Source organism: Vibrio sp. Y58_MX_L22 (assembly GCF_024181865.1).
GTDB classification, from domain to species: Bacteria; Pseudomonadota; Gammaproteobacteria; order Enterobacterales; family Vibrionaceae; genus Vibrio; species Vibrio alginolyticus.
On record NZ_JAMZAN010000001.1, the window covers coordinates 561,462 to 585,752 of the forward strand.

General features: G+C 44.3%; 17 protein-coding genes. 6 read left to right on the plus strand and 11 right to left on the minus strand.

What is annotated here, in order from left to right:
- Positions 1–28 precede the first annotated feature (28 nt).
- Both NL626_RS02400 and lrp read right to left on the minus strand, forming a co-directional pair.
- On the minus strand, positions 29–3,076 hold the full coding sequence (locus tag NL626_RS02400; RefSeq protein WP_253656954.1) for a DNA translocase FtsK 4TM domain-containing protein: 3,048 nt from the start codon (positions 3,074–3,076) through the stop codon (positions 29–31).
- A gap of 152 nt (positions 3,077–3,228) precedes the next feature.
- The gene (gene lrp, locus NL626_RS02405; protein ID WP_005378234.1) at positions 3,229–3,723 is read right to left on the minus strand and encodes a leucine-responsive transcriptional regulator Lrp; all 495 of its coding nucleotides are present in this window, start codon (positions 3,721–3,723) and stop codon (positions 3,229–3,231) included.
- Between the two features lie 156 nt (positions 3,724–3,879).
- Here lrp and ald point away from each other — a divergent pair, with 156 nt between their 5' ends.
- Positions 3,880–5,004, plus strand: coding sequence for an alanine dehydrogenase (ald, locus tag NL626_RS02410; RefSeq protein WP_253656955.1), 1,125 nt, complete (start codon positions 3,880–3,882; stop codon positions 5,002–5,004).
- A gap of 93 nt (positions 5,005–5,097) precedes the next feature.
- Here the strand turns inward: ald and NL626_RS02415 are convergent, their stop codons facing one another.
- Complete coding sequence (locus tag NL626_RS02415) at positions 5,098–6,294, minus strand: methyltransferase (protein ID WP_054702685.1); 1,197 nt, start codon at positions 6,292–6,294, stop codon at positions 5,098–5,100.
- 53 nt (positions 6,295–6,347) lie between these two features.
- Positions 6,348–7,322, minus strand: a complete 975-nt coding sequence (cysB, locus tag NL626_RS02420) for an HTH-type transcriptional regulator CysB (protein WP_005388967.1) — start codon at positions 7,320–7,322, stop codon at positions 6,348–6,350.
- Between the two features lie 313 nt (positions 7,323–7,635).
- Between cysB and NL626_RS02425 the strand changes: the two genes are divergently transcribed.
- Together NL626_RS02425 and NL626_RS02430 are read left to right on the plus strand one after the other, a co-directional pair.
- Entirely contained in the window at positions 7,636–8,400 is a 765-nt protein-coding gene (locus NL626_RS02425; protein ID WP_033905073.1) for a hypothetical protein, read from the plus strand.
- 97 nt (positions 8,401–8,497) lie between these two features.
- Entirely contained in the window at positions 8,498–9,268 is a 771-nt protein-coding gene (locus tag NL626_RS02430; protein WP_253656956.1) for a tRNA isopentenyl-2-thiomethyl-A-37 hydroxylase MiaE, read from the plus strand.
- Positions 9,269–9,393: 125 nt separating this feature from the next.
- Here the strand turns inward: NL626_RS02430 and NL626_RS02435 are convergent, their stop codons facing one another.
- On the minus strand, positions 9,394–11,022 hold the full coding sequence (locus NL626_RS02435; RefSeq protein WP_033905071.1) for a methyl-accepting chemotaxis protein: 1,629 nt from the start codon (positions 11,020–11,022) through the stop codon (positions 9,394–9,396).
- Between the two features lie 155 nt (positions 11,023–11,177).
- On the minus strand, positions 11,178–11,444 hold the full coding sequence (locus NL626_RS02440) for a hypothetical protein (RefSeq protein ID WP_017634954.1): 267 nt from the start codon (positions 11,442–11,444) through the stop codon (positions 11,178–11,180).
- 291 nt (positions 11,445–11,735) lie between these two features.
- On the opposite strand from NL626_RS02440, the gene NL626_RS02445 reads away from it, so the two are divergent.
- Both NL626_RS02445 and NL626_RS02450 read left to right on the plus strand, forming a co-directional pair.
- Positions 11,736–13,064 (plus strand): sphingomyelin phosphodiesterase, encoded by a 1,329-nt coding sequence (locus NL626_RS02445; RefSeq protein WP_253656957.1) that lies wholly within the window; start codon positions 11,736–11,738, stop codon positions 13,062–13,064.
- Positions 13,061–14,017: an ATP-dependent dsDNA exonuclease gene (locus NL626_RS02450; protein WP_253656958.1), complete on the plus strand. Its 957-nt coding sequence runs from the start codon at positions 13,061–13,063 to the stop codon at positions 14,015–14,017. The genes NL626_RS02445 and NL626_RS02450 overlap by 4 nt, the downstream gene beginning before the upstream one ends.
- An 84-nt stretch (positions 14,018–14,101) precedes the next feature.
- Here the strand turns inward: NL626_RS02450 and trpS are convergent, their stop codons facing one another.
- A complete protein-coding gene (gene trpS / locus NL626_RS02455; RefSeq protein WP_137281842.1) occupies positions 14,102–15,124 on the minus strand; it encodes a tryptophan--tRNA ligase in 1,023 nt (340 codons plus the stop codon).
- 601 nt (positions 15,125–15,725) lie between these two features.
- Between trpS and NL626_RS02460 the strand changes: the two genes are divergently transcribed.
- Positions 15,726–16,682 carry an AEC family transporter gene (locus tag NL626_RS02460; protein WP_005388415.1) on the plus strand — a complete coding sequence of 319 codons (957 nt, stop codon included), beginning with the start codon at positions 15,726–15,728 and terminating at the stop codon, positions 16,680–16,682.
- 44 nt (positions 16,683–16,726) lie between these two features.
- Here the strand turns inward: NL626_RS02460 and NL626_RS02465 are convergent, their stop codons facing one another.
- The 4 genes from NL626_RS02465 to NL626_RS02480 all read right to left on the minus strand — a co-directional run bounded on the left by NL626_RS02465 (position 16,727) and on the right by NL626_RS02480 (position 23,777).
- Positions 16,727–17,182 (minus strand): MarR family winged helix-turn-helix transcriptional regulator, encoded by a 456-nt coding sequence (locus tag NL626_RS02465; protein WP_017635039.1) that lies wholly within the window; start codon positions 17,180–17,182, stop codon positions 16,727–16,729.
- Between the two features lie 187 nt (positions 17,183–17,369).
- Positions 17,370–20,531 carry an efflux RND transporter permease subunit gene (locus NL626_RS02470; RefSeq protein ID WP_054577971.1) on the minus strand — a complete coding sequence of 1,054 codons (3,162 nt, stop codon included), beginning with the start codon at positions 20,529–20,531 and terminating at the stop codon, positions 17,370–17,372.
- 2 nt (positions 20,532–20,533) lie between these two features.
- Positions 20,534–21,673, minus strand: a complete 1,140-nt coding sequence (locus NL626_RS02475; RefSeq protein ID WP_017635040.1) for an efflux RND transporter periplasmic adaptor subunit — start codon at positions 21,671–21,673, stop codon at positions 20,534–20,536.
- A gap of 466 nt (positions 21,674–22,139) precedes the next feature.
- Positions 22,140–23,777: a methyl-accepting chemotaxis protein gene (locus NL626_RS02480; protein ID WP_186584348.1), complete on the minus strand. Its 1,638-nt coding sequence runs from the start codon at positions 23,775–23,777 to the stop codon at positions 22,140–22,142.
- Positions 23,778–24,291: the final 514 nt, after the last annotated feature.

Here is a 24,291-nt window from a genome sequence, read left to right on the forward strand (position 1 = left end):
TTGGACTGAGGTGAGTAAAACAAGTTCATTAATCTTTTGGTGGCGCAGGTGCCAGTACTTCACGGTTACCGTTATGACCCGGAGCACTTACGATGCCCTGCGCTTCAAGCTGCTCTACAATACGGGCGGCACGGTTGTAACCTATCTTAAATCGGCGCTGAACACCGGAAACCGAACCTCGACGTGATTGAACCACGTGCTCAACAACTTGATCGAAGAGCGGGTCTACATCTTCATCCGCTTCCATTTGCTCACCAGGCAATAGACTTTCTGGAGTTTGATCTCCACTGATGATCTCTTCAATGTAGTTCGGTTTACCACGCGCTTTCCAGTTGTTTACAACAGCATGAACATCATCATCTGATGCAAATGCACCGTGAACACGAGTTGTATGACTTGATCCCGGCGGTAGATACAACATATCACCCATACCAAGTAGTGATTCTGCGCCGCCTTGATCTAGGATTGTACGAGAGTCCGTTTTAGTCGATACCGTAAACGCAACACGAGTTGGAATGTTCGCTTTAATTAGACCGGTAATAACGTCAACCGATGGACGCTGAGTCGCAAGAATTAAGTGAATACCTGCCGCACGCGCTTTTTGCGCCAAGCGAGCAATCAGTTCTTCAACTTTCTTACCTACCACCATCATCAGGTCAGCAAATTCGTCAACAACAACGACGATGTAAGGCAGCTTTTCTAGCAATGGCGGTTCAGTATCCATGCTGTCGCCTTCTTGCCAGAACGGGTCATGGATTGGGTGGCCCGCTTCTGCTGCCATCTTCAATTTTTCGTTGAAGCCCTTCACATTACGTACACCTAATGCCGACATCAATTTGTAACGACGTTCCATCTCGCCCACACACCAACGCAGAGCATTTGATGCGTCTTTCATATCAGTCACAACTTCAGAAAGAAGATGAGGGATACCTTCATAAATAGAAAGCTCTAGCATTTTCGGGTCAATCATGATGAAGCGTACATCTTCTGGACCTGCTTTATACAGCATGCTCAAAATCATCACGTTCACACCCACCGACTTACCAGAACCTGTTGTACCTGCTACTAACACGTGAGGCATCTTCGCAAGATCTGCCACCACAGCTTCGCCCGCAATGTCTTGACCTAACACAACCGTTGTTGGTGACGTTGCTTGCTCAAACTGAGGGCTACTGATGACATCAGATAAATAGACCGTCTGACGACTCATGTTTGGCAGTTCCAAACCGATGTAAGGCTTGCCAGGGATTACTTCCACGACACGTACCGCCATCGCAGACAATGCACGCGCTAAGTCAGTTGAAAGACCAGAAATACGACTTACTTTCACCCCCGGCGCCAAATCAAGCTCAAAACGAGTGATCACTGGACCAGGATAAATACCAACCACATCGGCTTTGATTTTGTAGTCAGCGAGTTTGCTCTCTACCAATCGAGCGACCTGCTCTAACGCATCACGGTCGATAAAGTTTTCACGTTTTTCTGGATGATAAAGCAACTCGAGCGTTGGGAGTGGCTCTTCCGGAACTGGCAAGTTTTCTTCTTTCTGTACCAAAAATGGGTTCTGTGTTGCAGCGACTTTGGCTTGCGCATTGGAAACCATATCTTGGAATGCGGTAACGTCTTGGTCGTTGTCTTGGACCTCTTCTACCTCCACTTTTTGAGGTGCAGGTTCAAATGTTGTTGAAGGTGTTGCTGCTTGCTGATGAGGCGTTGTTGGCTGTGCTTGCTGTGCAGGCTGAGACTCCACTTCGTCTTCATCATCTAACACATCAAAGTCAGAGATCGTAGGCTCAATATGTTGGCTCGATTCTGTTTGCGCCGTGATGCTATCTAATACAGCAGAATCAATTGCAGGCTCTTCATGTACAGGATGCTCAATACTTGGCTGCTGTACTTGCTCTGCTTCAAATTGTTCGTACTCCGCATAATCTGGTTCAACACTGATCGGTTCTTCTGTAGCTGTATGTGGCTCTACATAGGAAGAGTAAGTGTCTGCAAATGATGGGGCTGCCTGTTCTTCAGTTCCCCAGTCATCTGCTTGTTGCGCCGCTGCTTCAAGCTCTTCTATCGTAACATTCAGTTGCTTGGTGCGTTCCAAGAGCGGATCAACGTTATCAGTGTTAACCGTATGGATAGGTTGTGTTTGAGGCTCAGGTTCAGCATAAACTGGCGCAGCATTAACCGTAGCCTTGCGTTGTGGTGGCGTCGGTTCTACCATCGCCTGTTCCGCAGGCTTATCAGGTTTCGCTTGCGGCATATAAATAGGATACTCATGCGCTGGCGCCGATTCTTTCGGTTCATCGACGTCGTATGCCGTTAAATGAGGAAGCGGCTCATCATCAATTTCATAATCTACATTATGTTTAGGCGTAGAGACTTTATCTTCTACAAACTCATCAAGCTGAGGTTCTAAAACTTCCTGCTCTGAACCTCTTGCCTTATTTGCAAGCGCGGCAATTAGTGCTAATGCACGATCACCAAGCCATTCCACGATGTTAAGCCATGAGATGCCAGTGAAGAGCGTAAAGCCCGCTCCCCACAAGAACAGCAGTACCAATGTGGTACCGAGTACATTCAATGTAGGTAAAGCGAGGCTAGACAACACATCCCCGACCACACCTCCGGATGAAAAATACCAAATGTCATCAAAATTAATATCGGCAAGACCGCAACTGGTCATAATAAGGACGACCAGACCGAGCAGCCTTGTACCCCATAACATGAAATCAATGGGCTCATCTTCTCCTCGTTTACGGCAAATCACCCATGCAGCCGCCGCTAGCAAGAAAGGGATTGGGTAAGCGAGAGAGCCAAATGTGAAGAATAGAGTATCGGCTAGCCAAGCGCCGAAAAGGCCACCAGCATTATCGATATCCCCTCCCCATGCGGTTTGGGACCAAGAAGGATCGGCCGGACTGAAGGTAAATAGTGCAACCGCAAGCAATACCGAGCTAAGAACGCCAACGATAAAGCAGCACTCTTTTAAGCGTTGGAAGCCATTTAAGCGTGAAGACTGGGGCTCTTCACTGGTTTTGATAATGGTTTCGACTTTCTTTGCGTTCTCTTTGAACATAAATCAACTTGAATATGGAAATGAAATAGGAAATTGCAAAACATTCCGAGCGGCATCAAGCCGCTCGGTAAATTGATTTAACCATATCAAGGAGAAAAACCCAATTACTCTCTGGCGAAAGCGGAAGCATATACCGCTTTCTTTGCAAGAAATTAACGAGTTTTGATCACAAGCTGGTTAGATTGTTTCACTTCTTCCATAACAACGTATGTGCGAGTGTCATTTACGCCAGGTAGACGTAGTAACGTATCGCCCAATAGTCGGCGGTAAGCACCCATATCTGATACACGGGTTTTAAGAAGATAGTCAAAGTCACCTGAAACAAGATGACACTCTTGTATGTCGTCTAGCTTTTGAACAGCTGAGTTAAACTGCTCAAACACATCCGGCGCACCACGGTTTAGCGTAATCTCAACGAATACTAATAGTGATGCATCCAGGAACTGCGGATTCAATAATGCAGTATACCCTGTGATATAACCCTGACGCTCTAAGCGACGTACACGCTCCAAACATGGCGTTGGAGAAAGTCCCACACGTTTTGAAAGCTCAACGTTTGAAATACGACCGTCTTTCTGCAGCTCATTAAGAATGTTGCGGTCGATACGGTCTAGTTCCTTGGACGGCTTTTTATAGTTGTCTGCCATTTTTTATTCCACCTTATTACTTCCTTGCAAAAAAATATACTACAACTTTTTAATATTTGGTGCCAAATTTTACAAATCTATAACTATACTAGTTATTAATTCGACAATAACACCCTACTAACAGTTAATACAACCATTATAGAAAGAGGATACAGGATGATCATTGGCGTACCTAAGGAAATCAAGAATCACGAATATCGTGTTGGTATGATCCCAGCTAGCGTGAGAGAACTCATCTCACATGGTCACCAAGTTTTAGTTGAGACCAATGCAGGTGCCGGCATTGGTTTTTCAGACGATGATTACATCGCTGTCGGCGCATCCATTCTCCCTCATGCTGCTGACGTATTTGCGCAAGCAGACATGATTGTAAAAGTAAAAGAACCCCAAGCAGTAGAGAGAGCAATGCTCCGCGAAGGGCAAATTTTATTTACTTATTTACACCTAGCACCAGATTTTCCACAAACTGATGAGCTAATCAAGAGCAAAGCTGTCTGTATAGCCTATGAGACTGTAACAGATAATATGGGTCGTTTGCCACTGTTAGCACCAATGTCAGAAGTGGCAGGTCGGATGTCTATCCAAGCTGGCGCGCAAACGTTGGAAAAATCGCACGGCGGTCGTGGTCTGCTCCTAGGCGGCGTACCTGGTGTTGAACCTGCAAAAGTCGTTATCGTTGGTGGTGGCGTTGTTGGTGCAAACGCTGCTCGTATGGCGGTTGGCCTTCGCGCTGACGTCACCATTCTAGACCGTAACGTAGACACACTTCGTAAGCTTGACGAAGAATTCCAAGGTCGCGCAAAAGTGGTTTATTCTACTGAAGACGCTATCGAGAAGCATGTTCTAGAAGCGGACCTTGTTATCGGTGCCGTTCTAATTCCTGGCGCAGCAGCACCTAAACTGGTCACTAAAGAGCACATTGCTAAGATGAAGCCTGGTGCGGCAGTGGTTGACGTGGCAATTGACCAAGGCGGTTGTTTCGAAACTTCGCACGCGACAACTCACGCAGATCCAACTTACATCGTTGATGAAGTGGTTCACTACTGTGTAGCAAATATGCCTGGCGCAGTTGCTCGCACTTCAACATTTGCACTCAACAACACTACACTTCCATACATCGTGAAGTTAGCAAATAAAGGCTACCGCGAAGCACTTCTAGAAGATAAAGGCTTCCTTGAAGGTCTAAACGTTATTCACGGAAAAGTAACGTGTAAAGAAGTAGCAGAAAGCTTTGACTTGGAATACGTTGAACCTACTCAAGCTATCGCTATGTTCAATTAATGACAAAATAAAACATAACTTGTCACGTTTTGTTTACAAAAGCCCACGCATAAGTGGGCTTTTTCATATAGAGCGTTTGGCTATAAAGAATAACTAAATCTTATATGCACAAATTAAAATATTTCTAGGCGTGACCGATTTAGGGCAAAACTCTGACAATCTAACACGGTAACCACGTTCTTCAAGATAAAGCACTTTATCTAATGCGAGCCAGATCTCCAACGGACGTTGAAAAACAAGTTGCACTAAGCTCATTCTCTCCATTTGCCAGAAGCGTTGTTCGCTTAACTTTTCAAAATGAGAGAAATCGATTTCTTGAGGAAGAACAATGCCTTTTTGCTCCGCTGCCCAGCGACATAAAGATTCAAAACCATCACTTAATTGCGACTTACGGATACTCGGCACAGGCTGATACTCTGCCATTCCCAAAGCTTGTCGCGTGATCAAATCAAACCCAAGACGAAACATCATTTCCTGCTGACGATGACGACGCACGCGCTCTCCTCCTGTCACCGTTTGTTGTAATGGGATACGCAGTTCTTGCTTAGACAATGAGAGAGAAGAAGCCCTGCCCGATTCCGACATCGGCTGGTATTGTTCCGACTGAATCAAGTGGTAACAACAAGGTGATATGGTCATCGCAGCAATCCCATTTTCACTGCCGTACTGCATTAGACGAACGTGAAGGTCACCGCATGCATGCAGTGCTACTGCGTGTTGCGTTGGCTTAAACACGGCTTTCGCTTTGCTATCAAACGCGTCGCCTTGAATAAACGTCATCTTCCAATGATGTTCATTGGCTGCTTGTTGCCCCGAATCGCACAGTGCTTGTTGGTATTCAAAGCTGGTTACAGGCTGATCGGTTTGCGTTGTCAGGATTCGCCCCAAGTAACCTTTACCTGAGCACCATTCTAGCCATTCTTCGCCACAGTGTTGTTGAATTGCAGCTTCACCCATCGAGCTAATTTGCTCCAACTTACGTCCCGGAATACCGTTATCTAAACCACGAGCGAGTTCCAAGCCGTTTAACGACAAAAGCTCTAAATGAGTCAGTTCTGCGAGTTGTTCAAGCTCAGGCAAAAACGGACTAAGTGCTTTTAACGCGAGTTCTGGTGCTGCTTTGTATTCTTCGATTTGAGAGGGAGTAAGAGACGCTAGCCATTGGCACAGTCGAGGATGTTGCTCCTGCCAAGGTAATGATGTGTGAATGCTGCTTTTAAAAGGCTCGAATCGCCACAAAGATTGGTTTTCGATTAAGCAGTCATTAATAAATTGAAATTGCGTTTTCATAACTCCCCCTACAACGAGCGCATTGTAGAGGGAATCGAAACATCAATGAAGTGTTATCTCACCGGAAGCTCGATGTCTTTAAACATCTCTTCGATTTCTGCATTAGACTTCAACGAAATCGCCTGCTCAACCACTGGACGCGTTAAGTGCGGTGCAAAACGCTCCATAAAATCGAACATGTAAGAGCGTAAGAATGTACCACGGCGGAAGCCGATGCTCGTGGTGCTCGCGCCAAACAAATGGCTCGCATCTATTGCAACCAAGTCACCGTCCTGCTCTTCATCCACAGCCATGCTTGCAATCACACCCACACCAATACCCATACGAACGTAAGTTTTAATGACGTCTGCATCAGTTGCAGTGAACACCACTCGCGGGGTTAAACCTTCGCGGTTGAATGCTGTATCCAGCTCTGAACGGCCAGTAAAACCGAACACGTAAGTGACTAATGGGTAAGCGGCAAGATCACTGATCGTTACTTTGTCTTTCTTCGCTAGTGGGTGGTCTTTAGGCACAACTATTGAACGATTCCAGTGATAACAAGGCAGCATGATGGCATCTTGATATAAGTGAAGCGCTTCTGTCGCAATCGCAAAATTCGCTGTGCCTTTAGCTATCGCCTCAGACATTTGTGACGGTGTACCTTGGTGCATGTGTAACGACACTTTTGGATAACGAGAAGTAAAACCTTTGATGACATCTGGCAGTGCATAACGAGCCTGCGTATGTGTCGTGGTGATATTCAGCGTCCCCATTTCTGGATGGGTGTGCTCTCCAGCCACCGCTTTGATACTTTCTACACGAGCGAGAATTTCTTGCGAGATACGTACAATTTCTTCACCAGCTGGCGTCACTTGCGTTAAGTGCTTACCGCTACGTTCAAAAATCTGAATGCCTAACTCATCTTCCAGTAACCGAACCTGTTTACTGATACCTGGCTGAGAGGTATATAAGCTTTCCGCCGTTGCAGATACATTCAGATTATGGTTTACAACCTCAACAATATACTTCAGCTGCTGCAGTTTCATCGTAATCCCTTACTTATTCATGAGAGAGTTTATTGGCCACTCAAGCGAGCGATATAATAATTAGTTATAACGCGTTCAAATCGAAATGAACAGCAATTTCTAACTTATACCTCAATCACATACTAATAATCTTCAAGCAAGAAACAATATGCACAAAGTTGAGCCAATAAATGACCGAATTTCTATGATGTGACTTCTATCAGTAACTAAAACGTGGGAGAGACAAAATAATCAAACAAATAAGGTGCCGAGTAAGATAAGATTCATGTATTCTTTAACGCTAGCCGCAGAAAAGTAAAGCAGACGCAAAGATATGAATATTGGTTTAATAATCGCTTTGGTAGCCATCCTACTGGTGTTAATCCTAGGCTATAACATTATGTTGCAATATAAGGTTAAAGTTGAAACCGCAAAAAGGCAGGAATCAGCGCGATATGTAGCCTTGATAGATGGTACTGAAGAGTTGATTGGTCATGCGCACCATATCCCTTTTAGTAAAGAGCTGTTGCTGTGTCTAAACAATCGTATTCTTGACGCGCTAGAGAGCATGCATGAGCTGGACCCGAAGAACAAGCAACTTGCTCAACGTATCGAAAATATGAAGCAGCAGATTACGCAGCTAAAAGAGAATGGCCCTACTGGCGAGAGTACCACTTTCAAGATGCCGAGTAGTGACAAACAAGCTATCGTCATGCTTAAGCTGGTTAAACGACTTCGCGACACTATCCGTAACGAGCACAACAAAGGCCGATTGGATACCCAGACTTACGTAACCGAAAATGCGCGCTTGGAAACGATGCAAATTCGCATCAACATTGAAAATGTCATCAAAAGAGCAAACGACTCTATCTCTCGTGGCCAACCAGGCACCGCGCTTCAACTGCTGCGTAAAGGTATCGATGCTTTGAGCACTAAGAGCGATCCTTATTCTATTCAAGCGAAACAAAAGCTTGAAGAGATGTTAGGTGACTTAGATAAAAAGCGCCAAGATAAAAGCGATGCCGAAATGCAGCAGATTGCTGACAAAGAGCGTGACAATGACATGGAAGCTCTCTTCGGCGAGAAGAAAAAGTGGTAACATTCACTTCAGGTCAAAAAAGGCTGCAATTGCAGCCTTTTTTCTATCCGCAAGACAACGGATATGCCCAATAAAAATGTGAAGTACTAAAACTAAAATGATGAATCTAGACGCCTATCAAGATCTTCTTGCTCCCATTAACCAATTTCTGCGATGCAGTACACCTGATGAATGGGTAGAGGAAGCAAAGAAACCAGAGAACCTTCAAACCATTTTGTTAGACCACCTACTGTGCGAACTAAAAGCTGGCCAATCTGCCATGTTTTTAATTCGTAAGTATGCCGTTGACCAATCCAGTTCACATGCTCTACTTGACTGGTTTAAGCCCTACGAAGATTTTGCTTACCGTAACGTAGGCTCATTGGAAACTTTAAAAGGCAAGAGCAATATTTCTAAGTCAATCATGGCTATGTCCGACTCACCATACAGCCAAGATTTGATCGATAAGATGGTGCTTTTGATAAAAGAGGAGTTACACCACTTTTATCAAGTTTTAGAGATCATGGAAAGTCGTGGAATTGAGTATAAAAATATTCCAGCAAGTCGCTATGCTAAAGGACTGATTTCGCATATGAAGACTCATGAGCCGGAAACGCTGATCGATAAACTCATCATTGGTGCGTACATCGAAGCCCGATCTTGTGAGCGTTTTGCCAAACTAGCACCACATATGGATGACGATATCGCAAAGTTCTACATTTCTTTATTACGTTCAGAAGCACGCCATTACCAGGATTATCTTGTATTAGCGGAGCAAATCGCAGGCAAAGATATCAGCGAGCGCATCGCCTACTTTGGACGTATAGAGGCAGATTTAATTTCTACGCCAGATACAGATTTTAAGTTTCACAGTGGTATTCCAGCCTAGCGAGCATATTCTCCCAAGGTTGAGCATACTCTGAACTTATATAGACAGAGAATAAATAAGCCGGACATTTCGTCCGGCTTATTTATTGTAGCAATGAGGTTAGGAATAAAGCTGAAACACAACAGCTAGAGCTGGAATGAACCCATTCGAGTTTTCAAGTTGTGCGCTAGGCTACTAATCTGCTGACAAGCCACAGCCGTTTGTGAAGCTCCCTCAGCCATCTCTGTTGAAGCACTATTAATATGCTCCACACTGCGATTCAGCTCTTCGGATACAGAATTCTGCTCACTGCACGCCGTTGCGATTTGTGTGCTCATTTGCGCTATGTTATCGACAGAATGTTCAATTTCTTTTATCTGGCTATCAGCATCATTAACTTGCTCAACACACTGAGAAATACCCTCCTGACAATCACGGCTTGAATGCCCTATTTTACTGCTGCTCTCTTGTAGTTGATTAACAATTTCCACAATTTGTGAAGTGGAGTCTTGAGTGCGTTGCGCCAGAGAACGAACCTCATCTGCCACAACAGCAAACCCACGTCCTTGTTCACCTGCCCGAGCGGCTTCAATTGCGGCGTTCAGTGCTAACAAGTTTGTTTGCTCCGCAATCCCGCGGATCACATCGACGACCACATTGATATTGTTTGAGCTCGATTCAAGCTCACGTGCCAGTTCATCTGATTCTTGGATCGTATGTGATACACGCTCAATTACTGCGATAGTTTGTTGTAACGTCGCCGTTCCTTGCTTTGCCACTTCCGCAGCCGAATAAGCAGAGGTTGCGCCAACTTCGGTATTTTGTGCCACTTCACTTACAGCAGCTTGCATTTCTGTCATCGCAGAAGCCACCGAGCTAAGTTCAATTTGTTGATTTTGCATACCAGAAGCGGTCTGAGAAGAAATAGCACTCACTTCCTCTACTGCTGCCGTTAGCTGAATCGTTGAGTCATTAATCTCAGAAACCAACGAATGTAAGTTTGTTTGCATACCGACAAGCTCTTTGAGCAGCGTTCCTAACTCGTCTTTGCTCAATTCGCTTTCGTCGATTTGATTATTCAATTGACCTTTGGCGATTTTGGAAGCGAATTCCAGTGCTCGATCAACAGGCCCGCAGATGACTCGAGAAAGCAACATGGCAGACATTACCATGACCAATGCGACCACAAGCGCACCAACAGCAGCGCTGTATTGTGTAAATGCCGCTTCACTTTGTACTTCTTCGCCAATCAAATTCACCAACTCATCGTTCAACGCGAGGGTATCATCCAAGCTGCTCAACGCTTTTGAGTAGGTATCGAAACTTGATAAAATTACATCATTTGCACTTTCAGCATCGCCTTGGCTTAGCAATACGTTGTAAGTCTTCGTTTCTTTGATGTATTGATTCCAAGTTTCTTTAAAAACGCTAAAGGACTGCGTTTCACGCTTATTAAGGTCGAGCTTTTCGTATTCTGCAATACCAGCCTGCACATCAGAACGCCATTGGTCGAGGCCTTTTAACCACTCACCAATTTTGGGGTGATTTGCGTTTGGCAATAAAGAGAACTCATCTTTACGCACTTTAGTAATATCAACTTGGATACCTTTCAAAATCGCAACAGAAGGTAAACTTTTATCTGTTAGCACTGAGATGTCTTTATTCAGTGTTAACAAACCTTGCACCAACATTACTGACACTAAACCAAACACGGCAAAAACGGTTAAATAACTAACCGATATTTTCTTTACGACACTTAAGTCTTTAATACGCATGCACTTTCTCCCCGCAGCCTTTCCAAACCTCTCACTTAAGTGAAAGCTTAACCTCTAAAACACACTGTTTTTTGCGCTCGATATCATTGAACGCTCTTATATACATCGGCTTGAGAGATCAAATCTTGACCAGTAATTGATAGTTTTATCACATGCTATTTTAGAGATAGGCTCGCATGCTCCGTATTGTGTCTACATCTTTTCATGAGCGCTTCTCGGCGCAGATCCAAGATCTCATCGATGAGCTTTTCTTTCGCATTTATCCCAAAATGCTGGGCATAATTTTTTACTTTTGCTATCTCATTAGGTTGCAAGCGGTACACCTCTTTCTTTAAACGCGCTTCTGCTTCACTTCTAATCAGACCTTGCTCTTGTAACAATTTAATGATGGTTTCATCGGTTGGATTTACTGCTCTAGCCATGGTGCTCCATCTATCAATTTGAGTTCTAGCCATATGGCTAGATGAATGACGCCGCACAACTTATAGAGCAAAGATGACAGCTTGATTGCAGTGAATGCAATTCGTTGACTGTTGGTATTATTTTCCACCGCTTCAACGGCCAGACACTCAATACCTCCACCCTCACCATTGAATAAAGATCACATTCTGATAACAATTTTCAGCACTGGCTTAGATGTCATCCATATTTAACGTGCAAGTAACATTTATAAACAAGAATGATTGCTCTAGTTCAAATGATGGAAAAATAAGATGAAATTTTCGCAGTGGAGCCTTTTATTAAGTAGCTTGATAGCGTTACCCAGCATTGCAGATACCGACGTTTACCTAACGAATAACTCTGCTCAACCGTTAACTATTCAAGTAAAACATGAAGGCAGCGATTTGCTTCAATACGGAGAAGAATGGCAACAACATGTGCAGGTACTTGGTCCGTGGGAAACTAAATCTGTATTAAGCTTCAACCGCTGGGAGGGCGTGAAATCAAATCAAACTTACCGTTTTGAAACTGTGGTTTCTAGCCCCGAAGGTGAAAGCATAACACTCAATCAAATAATGGAAGGCCATTGGTACAATTCGACCATTGAATACGGCTTGTCCGCTGCCGATGTCGAGTTATCTCTCAAAGATGATCGTAATATTCATCGTACCAACACTAACGCTTTTGGTGCGAGAGAAACCGAACTGGCATTTAAGTCAGACAGTACCGCTCGATATGATGATCTTTACTACACCATCACGCCAAGCAAGGTAGCGGAATCTGTCGACAACGAAGAGCAAAACCTTAAGTTGATGACTTATAACATCTGGGCGTTGACGGCTATTGCATCGCACATTGGAGATCGTTACGAACTGATTCCTCAACATGTAAAAGGTTACGATGTTTTGGCGCTGCAAGAGGTGTTTGCCAGCGGCCGTGAAGCATTCTTACGTGAGTTAGCCAAGGAATATCCTTACCAAACAAAGATGTTAGATAAAGAAGGCGTTAATATTCATGATGGTGGCGTAATCATAGTTAGTCGCTACCCTATCGTGAACGAAGCGCAATATGTCTTTCCCGATTGCTCTGGTACAGACTGCTTTGCCGATAAAGGCGTAAATTATGCGGAAATAATTAAAGGTGGTCAGGCTTACCATGTGTTTGCTACCCATACCGCATCTTTCGATACAGACACCGCCCGTGAGTATCGTCAGCGCCAGTTCAAACAAATCCGCGCACTCGCCCAATCTCTTAAAATTCCTTCAAGCGAAACTGTGGTATACAGCGGCGACTTTAACGTAAACAAAAGAAAGTTCCCTGGTGACTACCAACAAATGATCGCTAACTTAAGCGCCATCGAACCTCACTACTCTGGTTACACGGAGTCAACCTTTGATCCCCGTATCAATAACTTTGCAGGTGAAGCGTTATCAGGTGGCGAAAACGTGGAATACCTTGACTATGTTATGGTGAGTAGTGAATACGGGGTGAAATCATTCAATGACAACCGTGTAGACGTGCCGCGCACAACCGCAGAGAGTTTATGGAAACACTACAACCTTTCTGACCATTTCCCAGTAAGCGCAACAATCAAGCCATGAAGAAAATCGCTTTGATAATCATGTCCGCCATTATGGCGGGCATGATATTTTTAACTTTCAATCACGATGTTCAAAAAGAAGAGCTCGCTTCCTCTCCTTCCCCTAAGACAAAAAATAAGAGTGTCTCAAGTACATCACCACAAACAAATAGCATCGTGCCCGATACGGATACTTCACCACAAACAACTAAGCTCCCTTCCACAGTTCAAATAACGACTGAGCGATTAACTCAACTCAAAGGCAGGAAACTTGTCGCCCAACTTGAGACGTTTTGGCAAGAGTGTATGTTGAACCGTAGTTGTGAAGAGCAGGTCGCCTTGTTTGAGGCGCATTTATCTTCAGCTCGATTCCAGCTTTTGGCGAACTACCCTCAGCTCAGCAGCCAATGGCAAGAGAGTGTAGGAAATTTGTTATTTGATGAGCAACAATCACTGGCGTCGCGTATTGCACAGCTGAAGAACGAAGCAAGAAGCATCTGGGGAGAATTGGCTGATGTTGTTTTCGCGGATGAGTTCGCGCTGTACGATTTCAACTTAGAAGCCCAAAAGCTGGACACTCAAAGCCCAGATAACTTTTTGCGAGCTTTCAAGCAACTCACCATTGACTGGCAAGAACATGCAGGTGCGATCGGGCTAACAAGCGACCAGGAAAAATATGAGCGTGCGGTCACCCTGATTCCTAATAGTATAAGCCTACCAGATCGCTTGGCGCTCATCGCAGAGCTAGAACGAACTTACTTAACTAAAGAAGAAAGTAAAAACATTCATGCTCGTCAGCAGCAAATTACAGAGCAAAAAAAACGAGTCAAAGATTATCAACAAGCATTACAGCAACTTGAGTCCAAACTAAGAACGCAAAGAGCCTCTAGCCATTCACATTTGTCAGAACCGGAATGGCAAAGCTATTACCAACAAGAAGTCGCGGATTTTCGTCGTGAATTTTTTTCTTCTTAATAATGCGCTTTGACTGACTGGGAACTTAAAAAGGCACGTTGCTAACCAGCCGTCGTGCCTTATGTTCAACTCTCTACTTTTAATTCAGAATAAATTTAAACCAAATACATCTTTCACATCAAATAGCACTTTTTCGGTTTTCTCGCGAGAACGCTCACTACCTTGTTTTAAAATATCAATCAGCTGCGCTTTATCATTCAAATACATAGCGCGCTTTTCTCGAATAGGGCGAAGCATCTCTTGTAAGCATTCTTCTAACACTTTCTTGGTCAAACCATCACCTAACCCACCTCGTCGATAATGGTCTTTTAGCTGTTCGACATAATTTTTATCAGGATGAAAAGCATCGAGGTAGATGAATACAATATTCCCTTCGACTTGGCCAGGGTCCTCAATTTTCAGATGATTGGGATCGGTATACATAGATTTCACTGCCGCGGAAATCTCCTTTTCGGAGGCCCCTAAGTTGATTGCGTTCCCCATGCTTTTAGACATCTTATTTTTACCGTCAGTACTCGGCAAACGAGGTGCATCGCTAAGTAATGGACGGCATTCTCTAAGAACCTCTTTTCCACCCAGATGGTTTATTTTTCTCACGATTTCATTAGTTTGCTCTAACATTGGCAGTTGGTCATCACCCACTGGTACTAGCGTCGCATGAAACCCCGTAATATCAGCAGCTTGAGAAATTGGATACGTTAAAAAGCCTGCGGGAATAGAGCGTTCAAAACCTTTACTCTGAATCTCATTTTTAACCGTAGGGTTTCGCTCTAATCGTGCGATAGAAACTAGATTACTGTAATACATTGTCAACTCGGCTAACGCTGGAATTTGAGACTGCAACGTGATCGTAGTTTGAGCGGGGTTGATACCAACAGCCAAATAATCTGCAACGACATTGAGAATATTAGAGGATACCTTTGATGGATTATGCGCGTTATCCGTCAACCCTTGCATGTCCGCGACCAAGATTGTTTGCTCGTGCTCCGTTTGCAATTTGACTCGTTGTTTCAATGAACCAATATAGTGCCCTAGGTGTAATGGACCTGTTGCTCGATCTCCGGTAAGTATAATTTCACGCTGAGATGTGTTTTTATGGGTATTCATATTTGTCTCCAAGTATTTAATAGATCGCTACTGGAGATAAAAAGATCAAACACTCTTAGCTACCATCCAGCAGCTTAAGAATGTAAGTATTCCGCGCCGCTCTATTTAGAGCGCCACCAAGAGAAGGTTGTTAATGAAGGGCGAACGTGTATTTTCATGTTTTTTAAACTAACAGCACATACCGCAGAACTCAATCTGTTTTGTACTGAATTAGTGTGAGTGTTCCAACAGCCAATTAATAGGATTACATTGGTAAAGACATCGCAATGACCAAAACCGCACCAAATACCGAACCAGAGACAAACGCACACAGTACAGTTTTGTTGTGTTTCCTTTTCATTGATGAACTCCTATCCATAACTACGATGACCAGCCCTCACATCTAATACGCATGTGGATGCATCACGACAACGAGTTAACCAACATATCGCACGTAGGACCAGTACCGCTTTGTTAAATTGGGACCTCGTCCATAACTTGGAGTGTAAATGATTCCGGAACCTACAACAGAAGAAAATTTCATCACGTTACTGTCCTACCCTCCGGGTTTGTGGCTTAATAGGCAACAGGAACACTTTTTTCTTTTGCTGCGGATACTTACATGGAAGCTGTTTTACATCAGTTGCAATTCTCTTTGTCGATAACCGGACCTATCTGTTTGATGTTGGTACTTGGCGTTCTTTTTAAGCGCTTTGGTCTAATCAACGATAATTTTATCGAAGTAGGCTCTAAACTGGTGTTTCAAGTTACCTTGCCTGCAATGTTATTTGTCAGCATTGTGGCTTCAGAACACGACTTTTCCGCGGCAAGTGGATTCGTCAATTTCGGCGTCATCGCTAGTATTTCGTTTTTCATTTTCACCTACCTTTCCGTCAAACTTCTGTTCAAAGCATCGCCTGACCAAGGCGTTCTCATCCAAGGTGGGTTCCGAGCAAATACAGGTATTATTGGTATCGCTTACGTTGCCAATGCGTATGGTTCTCAAGGTGTGGCGCTAGCAGCGCTCTATGTCGCGGTCACCACATTTATTTATAACGTCCAAGCGGTAATTTGCTTATCGCCCAAGGGGGCAACGTCTGCCTCGCAAGCAGCAAAGATGATGGGCCGAACACTGACTAGGAATCCGCTCATAATCTCCATTGTTCTAGGAATGGCTTTTTATTTACTCGCTATTCCAGTACCGAATGTGGTTATTGACGCAGGAGACTACTTGTCCAAAATGACATTGCCTTTGGCGCTGTTGTGTACGGGTGGCTCACTTGACTTTAGCTTGATGAGAAAAGAGAAAGGTCCATCTTGGTTTGCGAGCAGTTACAAGCTCATCGTAGCGCCAGTCATCATCACCATGGGAGCTTACTTAGTAGGATTTCGAGGAATTGAGCTCGGTATTCTTTTCTTTATGAACGCCTCTCCAGTCGCTGCTGCCAGCTATGTCATGGCGCGTTCCATGGGAGGCAATGCCACGTTAGCTGCAAATATCATCGCACTCACTACGGTGCTTTCTACCGTGACCTGTACGTTGGGCATCCTATTTCTTAAGTTCTACAACTTAATATAATTGGTCCGCGATAAAATAAAGACGCTAAACGGCATTGATGTCAGTTACTGGTCGTGATTCGCAAAAGTGAGCTTTCTTACCAGACGAAAAAATTCACTCGCTTCAGATTCCGACAAACAAGAAAAAAACTCTTTCTGTAAATTCGTCATGATTTGATGAACTTGCTTTAAAGCATTTGCTCCCTCTTTTGTCATGCTTAGCATTTTAAGGCGCTGATTCGATTTACTTTTAGAAACTTGAACAAACCCTCTCTTTTCCAGATTGTCCACCATCCGCTTTGCTACACTTCGCTCAGTTCGAACCGCATCAGCCAACGCTTGCTGGCTCATAGGTTGAAATTCTTCTAAAGCGGCCAGTGCACTTGCCATTTCTAGTGTCATCAAATTTTGCCGAGAGAGCTCGGCTTGGGCACGATTGCGGTACATGCGCTGCATCACACCGCAGACAAACATAGGGCTTTGATCCAAAACGGAAATTGGGGAAATTTTCTGATCTTTCATCGTCGTTTTTCTTCTTTAGGCTTTCATTCGGTCGAAAAGGCTGTGCTGATACTGCACACAACACGCCGTCTTTCAGGCTCGCGTCATAGACGGTAACCACCAAGTGAAAACATAAAATAAAGAGCGCCGAAGCGCCCTTTAATCGTGTTAATTATCACTAGTATAACTCAGTTAAAACAACCAAGTCCTACTCGCTTTGCTGACTGGGTTTAGTGCTGGTCTCAGACAACTCTGCCTCCGACTCTTTTCTCGCACGTCGATCAAACAATCGCTCAACCACTACAAAGAAGATTGGGACGAAGAATATACCCAATATCGTGGCACTGATCATGCCACCAAGTACGCCGGTACCTACTGCGTTTTGACCTGCCGATCCCACACCTGAACTGATAGCAAGTGGTACCACACCCAAACCAAAAGCAAGCGATGTCATGATAATTGGGCGCAGACGAACACGAACGGCATGCAGGGTTGCTTCGATAAGCCCAGCGCCTTTCTCATAGTAGTCCTTTGCAAACTCAACAATCAGAATGGCGTTTTTGGTTGCCAAGCCGACCGTCGTTAATAAGCTCACCTGGAAGAACACATCGTTATCCATACTGCGCGTCATTACCGCAAGCACAGCACCAAGCACACCAAGAGGAACAACTAACACCACGGCGAAAGGTACTGACCAACTTTCATACAAAGCGGCAAGAACTAAGAATACGACGAGGATAGATAGCGCATATAGCATCGGCGCTTGGTTTCCGGAAAGGCGCTCTTCATACGAAATACCATTCCAGTTCACCGTGAAGCCTTCCGGTAGCTTTTCTACCATTGCTTCAATTTCTTCCATGGCTTCACCAGTACTTACACCAGGAGCTGCACCGCCTTGAATATTCATTGCTGGCAAACCATCAAAGCGCTGCAAAAGAGGAGACCCATAGGTCCACTCGCCACTCGCAAAAGCAGAGAAAGGCACCATCTCTCCCTTAGCGTTGCGTACGTACCATGAATCGAAGTCTTTTGGCTGCATGCGGTATTCCGCATCACTTTGCACCATCACTTTCTTCACACGACCGCGATCAATATAATCGTTAATGTAAGCCCCGCCCCATGCAGCTGACAGAATTTGGTTTACGTCATTGATACTGACATCCAAAGCACGAAGTTTGACGTGGTCAATGTTAACTTTGTACATTGGCGCATCTGCCTGACCGTTTGGACGAACACCGACAAGTTTCGGGTTTTGTGCTGCCATGCCCAGAAGTTGCCCTTGAGCCGCAACTAATGCATCGTGCCCTTTATTCAACGAGTCTTGGAGATAGAAATCGAAACCTGTCGAGTTACCTAGCTCTTGAATCGCTGGAGGGGCGAACGCAAACACCAAAGCTTCTTTAATAGTAGAGAAGTACCCCATCGCTCGGCCCGTAATGGAAGCGGCATCGGCGCCAGGCGCTTCACGCTCAGACCAATCTTTCAGACCGATAAATGCCATCCCCATGTTTTGGCCTTGGCCTGCGAAACTAAATCCAGCAACGGAGAAGACTGACTTTACATTGTCTTTTTCGTCTACTAGGTAAAAGTCACGCATTTTCTCAAGTGTTTTTTCCGTCTGTTCTTGTGTTGAGTTAGGCGGCAAAATAGCCATTGAGAATACTGTGCCTTGGTCTTCATCTGGCAAAAATGACGTTGGAAGGTTCATAAATAACCAGCCAGCACCTGCACTCATTGCCAAAAATACAACCAACATGCGACCTGTGCGTTTTAGAAGTTTGGCAACGCCGGTTTCATAGCCTGCTGTCATCGCATCAAACTTGCGGTTAAACCAGCCAAAGAAGCCTTTTTTCTCTAGAAGCTCAGCATCGCCTTTTTTCAGCAACGTAGCACACAATGCTGGAGTCAGAATTATCGCAACCAAAACGGAAAGCGTCATAGCCGCCACAATAGTTATCGAGAACTGACGGTAAATAACCCCGGTAGAACCAGACATAAACGCCATAGGGACGAATACCGCTGAAAGCGTCAACCCCACACCAATCAGGGCACCAGTGATCTGCCCCATCGATTTTTTGGTCGCTTCTTTGGGCTCTAAACCATCTTCATGCATCACACGCTCGACGTTTTCCACCACAACGATGGCGTCATCCACCAGCAAACCGATAGCCAGAACCATCGCGAACATGGTTAACGTGTTTACGCTAAATCCAGTCGCGTACAAAATAGCGAAGGTTCCGAGCAATACGACAGGCACTGCGATCGTTGGAATGATCGTCGCACGGAAGTTCTGCAAGAACAGGTACATGATTAAGAACACAAGAAGAATAGCTTCTAATAGCGTTTTAACCACTTCTTGAATCGAGGCTTTGACGAATGGCGTTGTTTCAAATGGGTAAGCAATCTGCAACCCTTCTGGGAACGTTGCACTCAGTTGTTCTAAGCGCTCTTTTACCGCATTGGCGGTCTCAAGCGCGTTTGCGCCAGTACCTAATGAAATACCTAACCCCGATGCTGGGAAGCCATTATATTGGCCTCGAATATCATAACTTTCTGCACCACGCTCAACGCGAGCTACATCTTTCAAATAAACATTCGAACCACTGGCGTCAGACTTAAGAATGATGTCTTGGAACTCTTCTACACTGCTCAAACGACTTGCAGAAGAAATCGTAGCATTCAACAACTGACCCTCCTGCGCAGGTGCCGCACCAAGTTGACCTGAAGAAACTTGTGCGTTCTGTTCACTGATTGCATTTGCTACGTCGATCGCGGTCAAGTTGAACTGCGTAAGCTTAAAAGGATCCAGCCAAACTCGCATTGCATACTGCGCACCAAACGCCTGCACTTGTCCTACACCAGTAACACGACTTATCGGGTCTTGAATATTCGTTACAACAAAGTCGCCGATATCGTTTTCTGTAAAGTCAGGATCTTCAGAATAAACTGCGACGACCATGAGAAATGCCGTATTAGATTTATTGACGACAATACCTTGGTTTTGTACCTCCATCGGCAATGAAGTCAATGCCAATTGCAGTTTGTTCTGCACCTGTACTTGCGCGATATCAGGATCAGCTTCGCTATCAAACGTCAGGGTAATTGTCGCATTACCAAATGCATCACTGCTCGATGATAGGTAGCGAAGGTAATCTAATCCCGTCATATTTTGCTCGATAACCTGCGTTACCGAGTCTTCAACGGTTTTTGCTGATGCACCTGGATAACGAGCACTGATGGTGATCGTCGTCGGTGAAATCGTTGGGTATTGCGAGACGGGTAAATTGAATAATGACATTACCCCCGCCAACATCGTTAGAATCGCGAGAACCCAAGCAAATACCGGACGATCGATAAAAAATCGTGCCATGATTACTCCTGTTCACCGTTTTGGATAGTTACCGAACTACCTGGCCCTACCTTTTGTAAACCGGCGGTAATGACTTTATCACCCGCGTTCAAACCATCAATAATGCGCCATTGGCTATTGATCGCTTCAGCTGTCTTCACTGGTTTCGCTTCCACTTTGTTCTCGCCATTAACCGTCATCACTGTCGCTTTACCTGTCGCATCACGAGATACCGTATTTTGTGGTATTAGAATCGCATCAGGGTCGACACCAGTAATGACCGTCGCACGAACAAACATTCCAGGTAGCAACAAACCGTCAGGGTTTGGGAATTCGGCACGAAGCGTCACGCTGCCCGTACTTTCGTTCACATTGACCTCAGTAAATTTCATTGTGCCTTTGTGTTCGTAAGTGCTGCCATCTTCAAGCATCAATGTAACTTGCGCAGAATCATCTTCTTGCATATGGCCTTGGGAGAGTGATGCTTTCAAACGCAGCAGTTGCGCGGATGATTGCACAATATCAACATTGATAGGGTCAAGCTGCTGAATGGTCGCTAATTTGGCAGCTTGGTTAGCCGTAACCAACGCACCCGCTGTCACACTCGATTTACCGATCACCCCGCTAATCGGAGCTTTGACTTGCGTATAATCTAAATTGATTTTTGCTGTGTTGATCTTGGCTTTTGCGACTAGGACCTGCGCTTTCGCTTCTTTGTATGCCGCTTCTGCTTCATCCAAGTCTTGTTGGCTGATGGATTTTTTGGTGATCAAGGTTCTGTAACGCTTCACCGTGGCATAGGTCGACTCTGCCGCAGCTTGCGCACGGATTAATTCCGCTTCAGCGCTCAGCAAATCCGCCTGAAATGATGAATCATCAATTTGATATAGCGACTGTCCTTGTTCAACAAGGCCACCTTCAACAAAATTTCGCTCCGAAATAATGCCAGTGACTTGCGGACGAACTTCTGCTTCTTTGAATGCTCTGCTACGACCCGGCAACTCTACTGTCAATGCTTGGCGCGTTGGCTGCACTGTTAACACTTCTACTTCGGTTACGGGCGCAGGCCCCCCACCTTGGCTCGATCCTTCTTCGCTAGGTTGACATCCAACCACAAAAAGGCTCGACGCAATCAGCAGAGATAGCGTGGTTTTACGTCTCATGAATTTTTCTCTCTTATCTACCGACAAGCCTTCAAGATTCCTTATTAAAAGCTTCTAGAATGACTTAATAATGACTAATGGATGTATATCCAGAACAAATTAATTAGGATGATAAATACCCAGTGTTGTACATACAACAAAATTTACAGTTCTATACGCTTACGAAAAACGTTTATGGTAAAGGTGTTATGAAGTTCTCAAATTTGAAGATTTTGAGTTGGAAATCACATTTTCCTGTGTGCAATTGCAATGGTTAAAAAGCAGCAAAAGTGATGATAAAAGCATCATCACGCTGTACAGAGTTTGTTACCGCTGTCTAGGGTTATTTGCCCACTCTGGTATACGAACTAAAGTGAGAAAGGAATGTAAATATAGTCGAAATTTCACAAGTCAGGTTCGCCACTTATCTAAAAAATAACCCGCTAAGAAGCGGGTTATTTCGTCAGTGAGATTGCTGTTCTCAAGCTTATACTTTGAACTGACTGACCTGATGATCTAAACGTTGAGTTTGCTCTGACAACATGGCTAAAGAAGCTTGCGCTTGGTTTACGATTTCCACAATTGAAGTGCTACTGTCTGCAATGCCTTGTACGTTGCTATTTACTTCGTCACTTACTGTACTTTGCTGGCTCGCAGCCGTTGCAATGTGTGTATTCATCTCGTTCATACGTGAAATCGCGTTCAAGATTTCAGAAAGGGATTCACTCGCTCGGCCAGCGGACTTGATCGTTTCATCACTGCTATTTTGGCTACCGCGCATCACTTCTACAGCTTGTCCTGCACCAGATTGTAGCTTTTCAATCATGGTTTGGATTTCTCCCGTACTCTGTTGCGTACGACTGGCTAAAGAACGAACCTCGTCCGCTACCACAGCAAAGCCTCGCCCTTGCTCTCCAGCGCGAGCCGCTTCAATGGCTGCGTTAAGCGCTAATAAGTTTGTTTGCTCGGCAATACCACGAATTACATCCAGTACGGACGCAATGTTACTCACATCATGATCCAATGTGTTAATGACGTGGCTTGCGCTTTCGATTTCACTTGCGAGGCTACGAATTGAGCTAACCGTTTGATCCAAAATAACATTGGTATTGGTAAGTTCATCATTCGCTGTTTGGCTCGCAACCGCAGCTTCGTTAGCGCTATCGCTTACATTTCTGCTGGTGACTTGCATTTCATGCACTGCCGCCGCTACCGCCTCGCTATCTTTTTGCTGAGAAACGGTCGAATTCGCGATGGTCGTGGTCAACGAGCTAAGATTTGCCATTTCGTTACGTAAGGTATTTGAGCTTTCAATTACCTGAGCGACTGTCATTTGAATTTTGGACACAAACTGGTTAAATGCGTCTGCTAAATTGCCAATTTCGTCTTGTGTTTTTACATCGATTCGCTGACTTAGATCACCTTCACCGGACGCAATTTCTGTCATCGCATTTTTAATATCATTGATAGGCTTCACAACCGTTTGCAACAACAAAAACGCCATCGCAATAGCGGCCAGAATAACAATCACAATGCCCGCTTCAAGAATGAGTTCTGCTCTTGTTGCAGCCGCTGATATTTCGTCCTTCAATTGGCTTTGCTTTTCTTCTATTGCATCTTTTACAACGTTAAGCTGCGCTCTAACCTCGATAAATTGGTCTTCAAAGGTATGTTTGTGCTCATTGTAGTAACCACGCCATTGAGATTGAGGTAAACGTAGCATCGCCTCATAACTTGCTAACCATTTTTCACCCAAAGAGACAAGCGTTCGAACTTCATTACCATGTGTAGAAGGCGTCACACCGGCTTGCGATAGCTCAATCATTTGTTCCATACGCGGCAGCGCTTTGTATGCGTTGTCTTTGTATTCACCGATGTGGTGATCAATATCGGTTTGAGTATCAGAAAGAGCAACACCTTGGATTGCAGATGTAGCTTGGTAAAGATCGCGGTAAGCATCCTCAATCGTTAATAAGTTCGGCACGATCTGTTCGTTGAGTGTCTCACTCAATTCAGATTGCTTCCAACTTGTCATAACGTTTAATACAGAGCTCACAATAAACAATCCAATAATCAATGACAGCGGAATCACTATCTTCTGCTTGATCGTTAAGTTCTGGAACATGAATAGACTCTCTTTATTTATGGTATACAAACTGCCGGAAATTATATCAAACAAATAGAGTATACTATTAGGTAAAAGAGGCTATTCAACATGAAATCTAATGACTTTTTGACAAGGGTTCTAATTTCAACAATTAGTTGATTTTATACAAAATTTAACAAAGAGATCTTTTCAAAAGATGCAAATTAAAATGCTCTTTCAAAACGAAAAATATGTAACAGAAAGTGAATTAAAAGGGACCACATTTTGAAGAATAGATCGACTCAATGATTTACTGAGAACACATACAAAACACAGTTTTTGGATTGAGCACGACCGCGTAATATGCAAAGGTCCGAACATTTCTTCTAAAGCTCAAAAAAACCATTGTTTATCTGACGTATTTAAGGGTAATCCTTGATGATGTTAGTCGTGATGTTGGCAGACAGGGTGCTTACAAGTTTTCGAAGTAACCTGTAGCACAGTGAACGATTCAGATTTTCTTGAGCGCCAAGGCAATAAAAAAGTTTGCTAT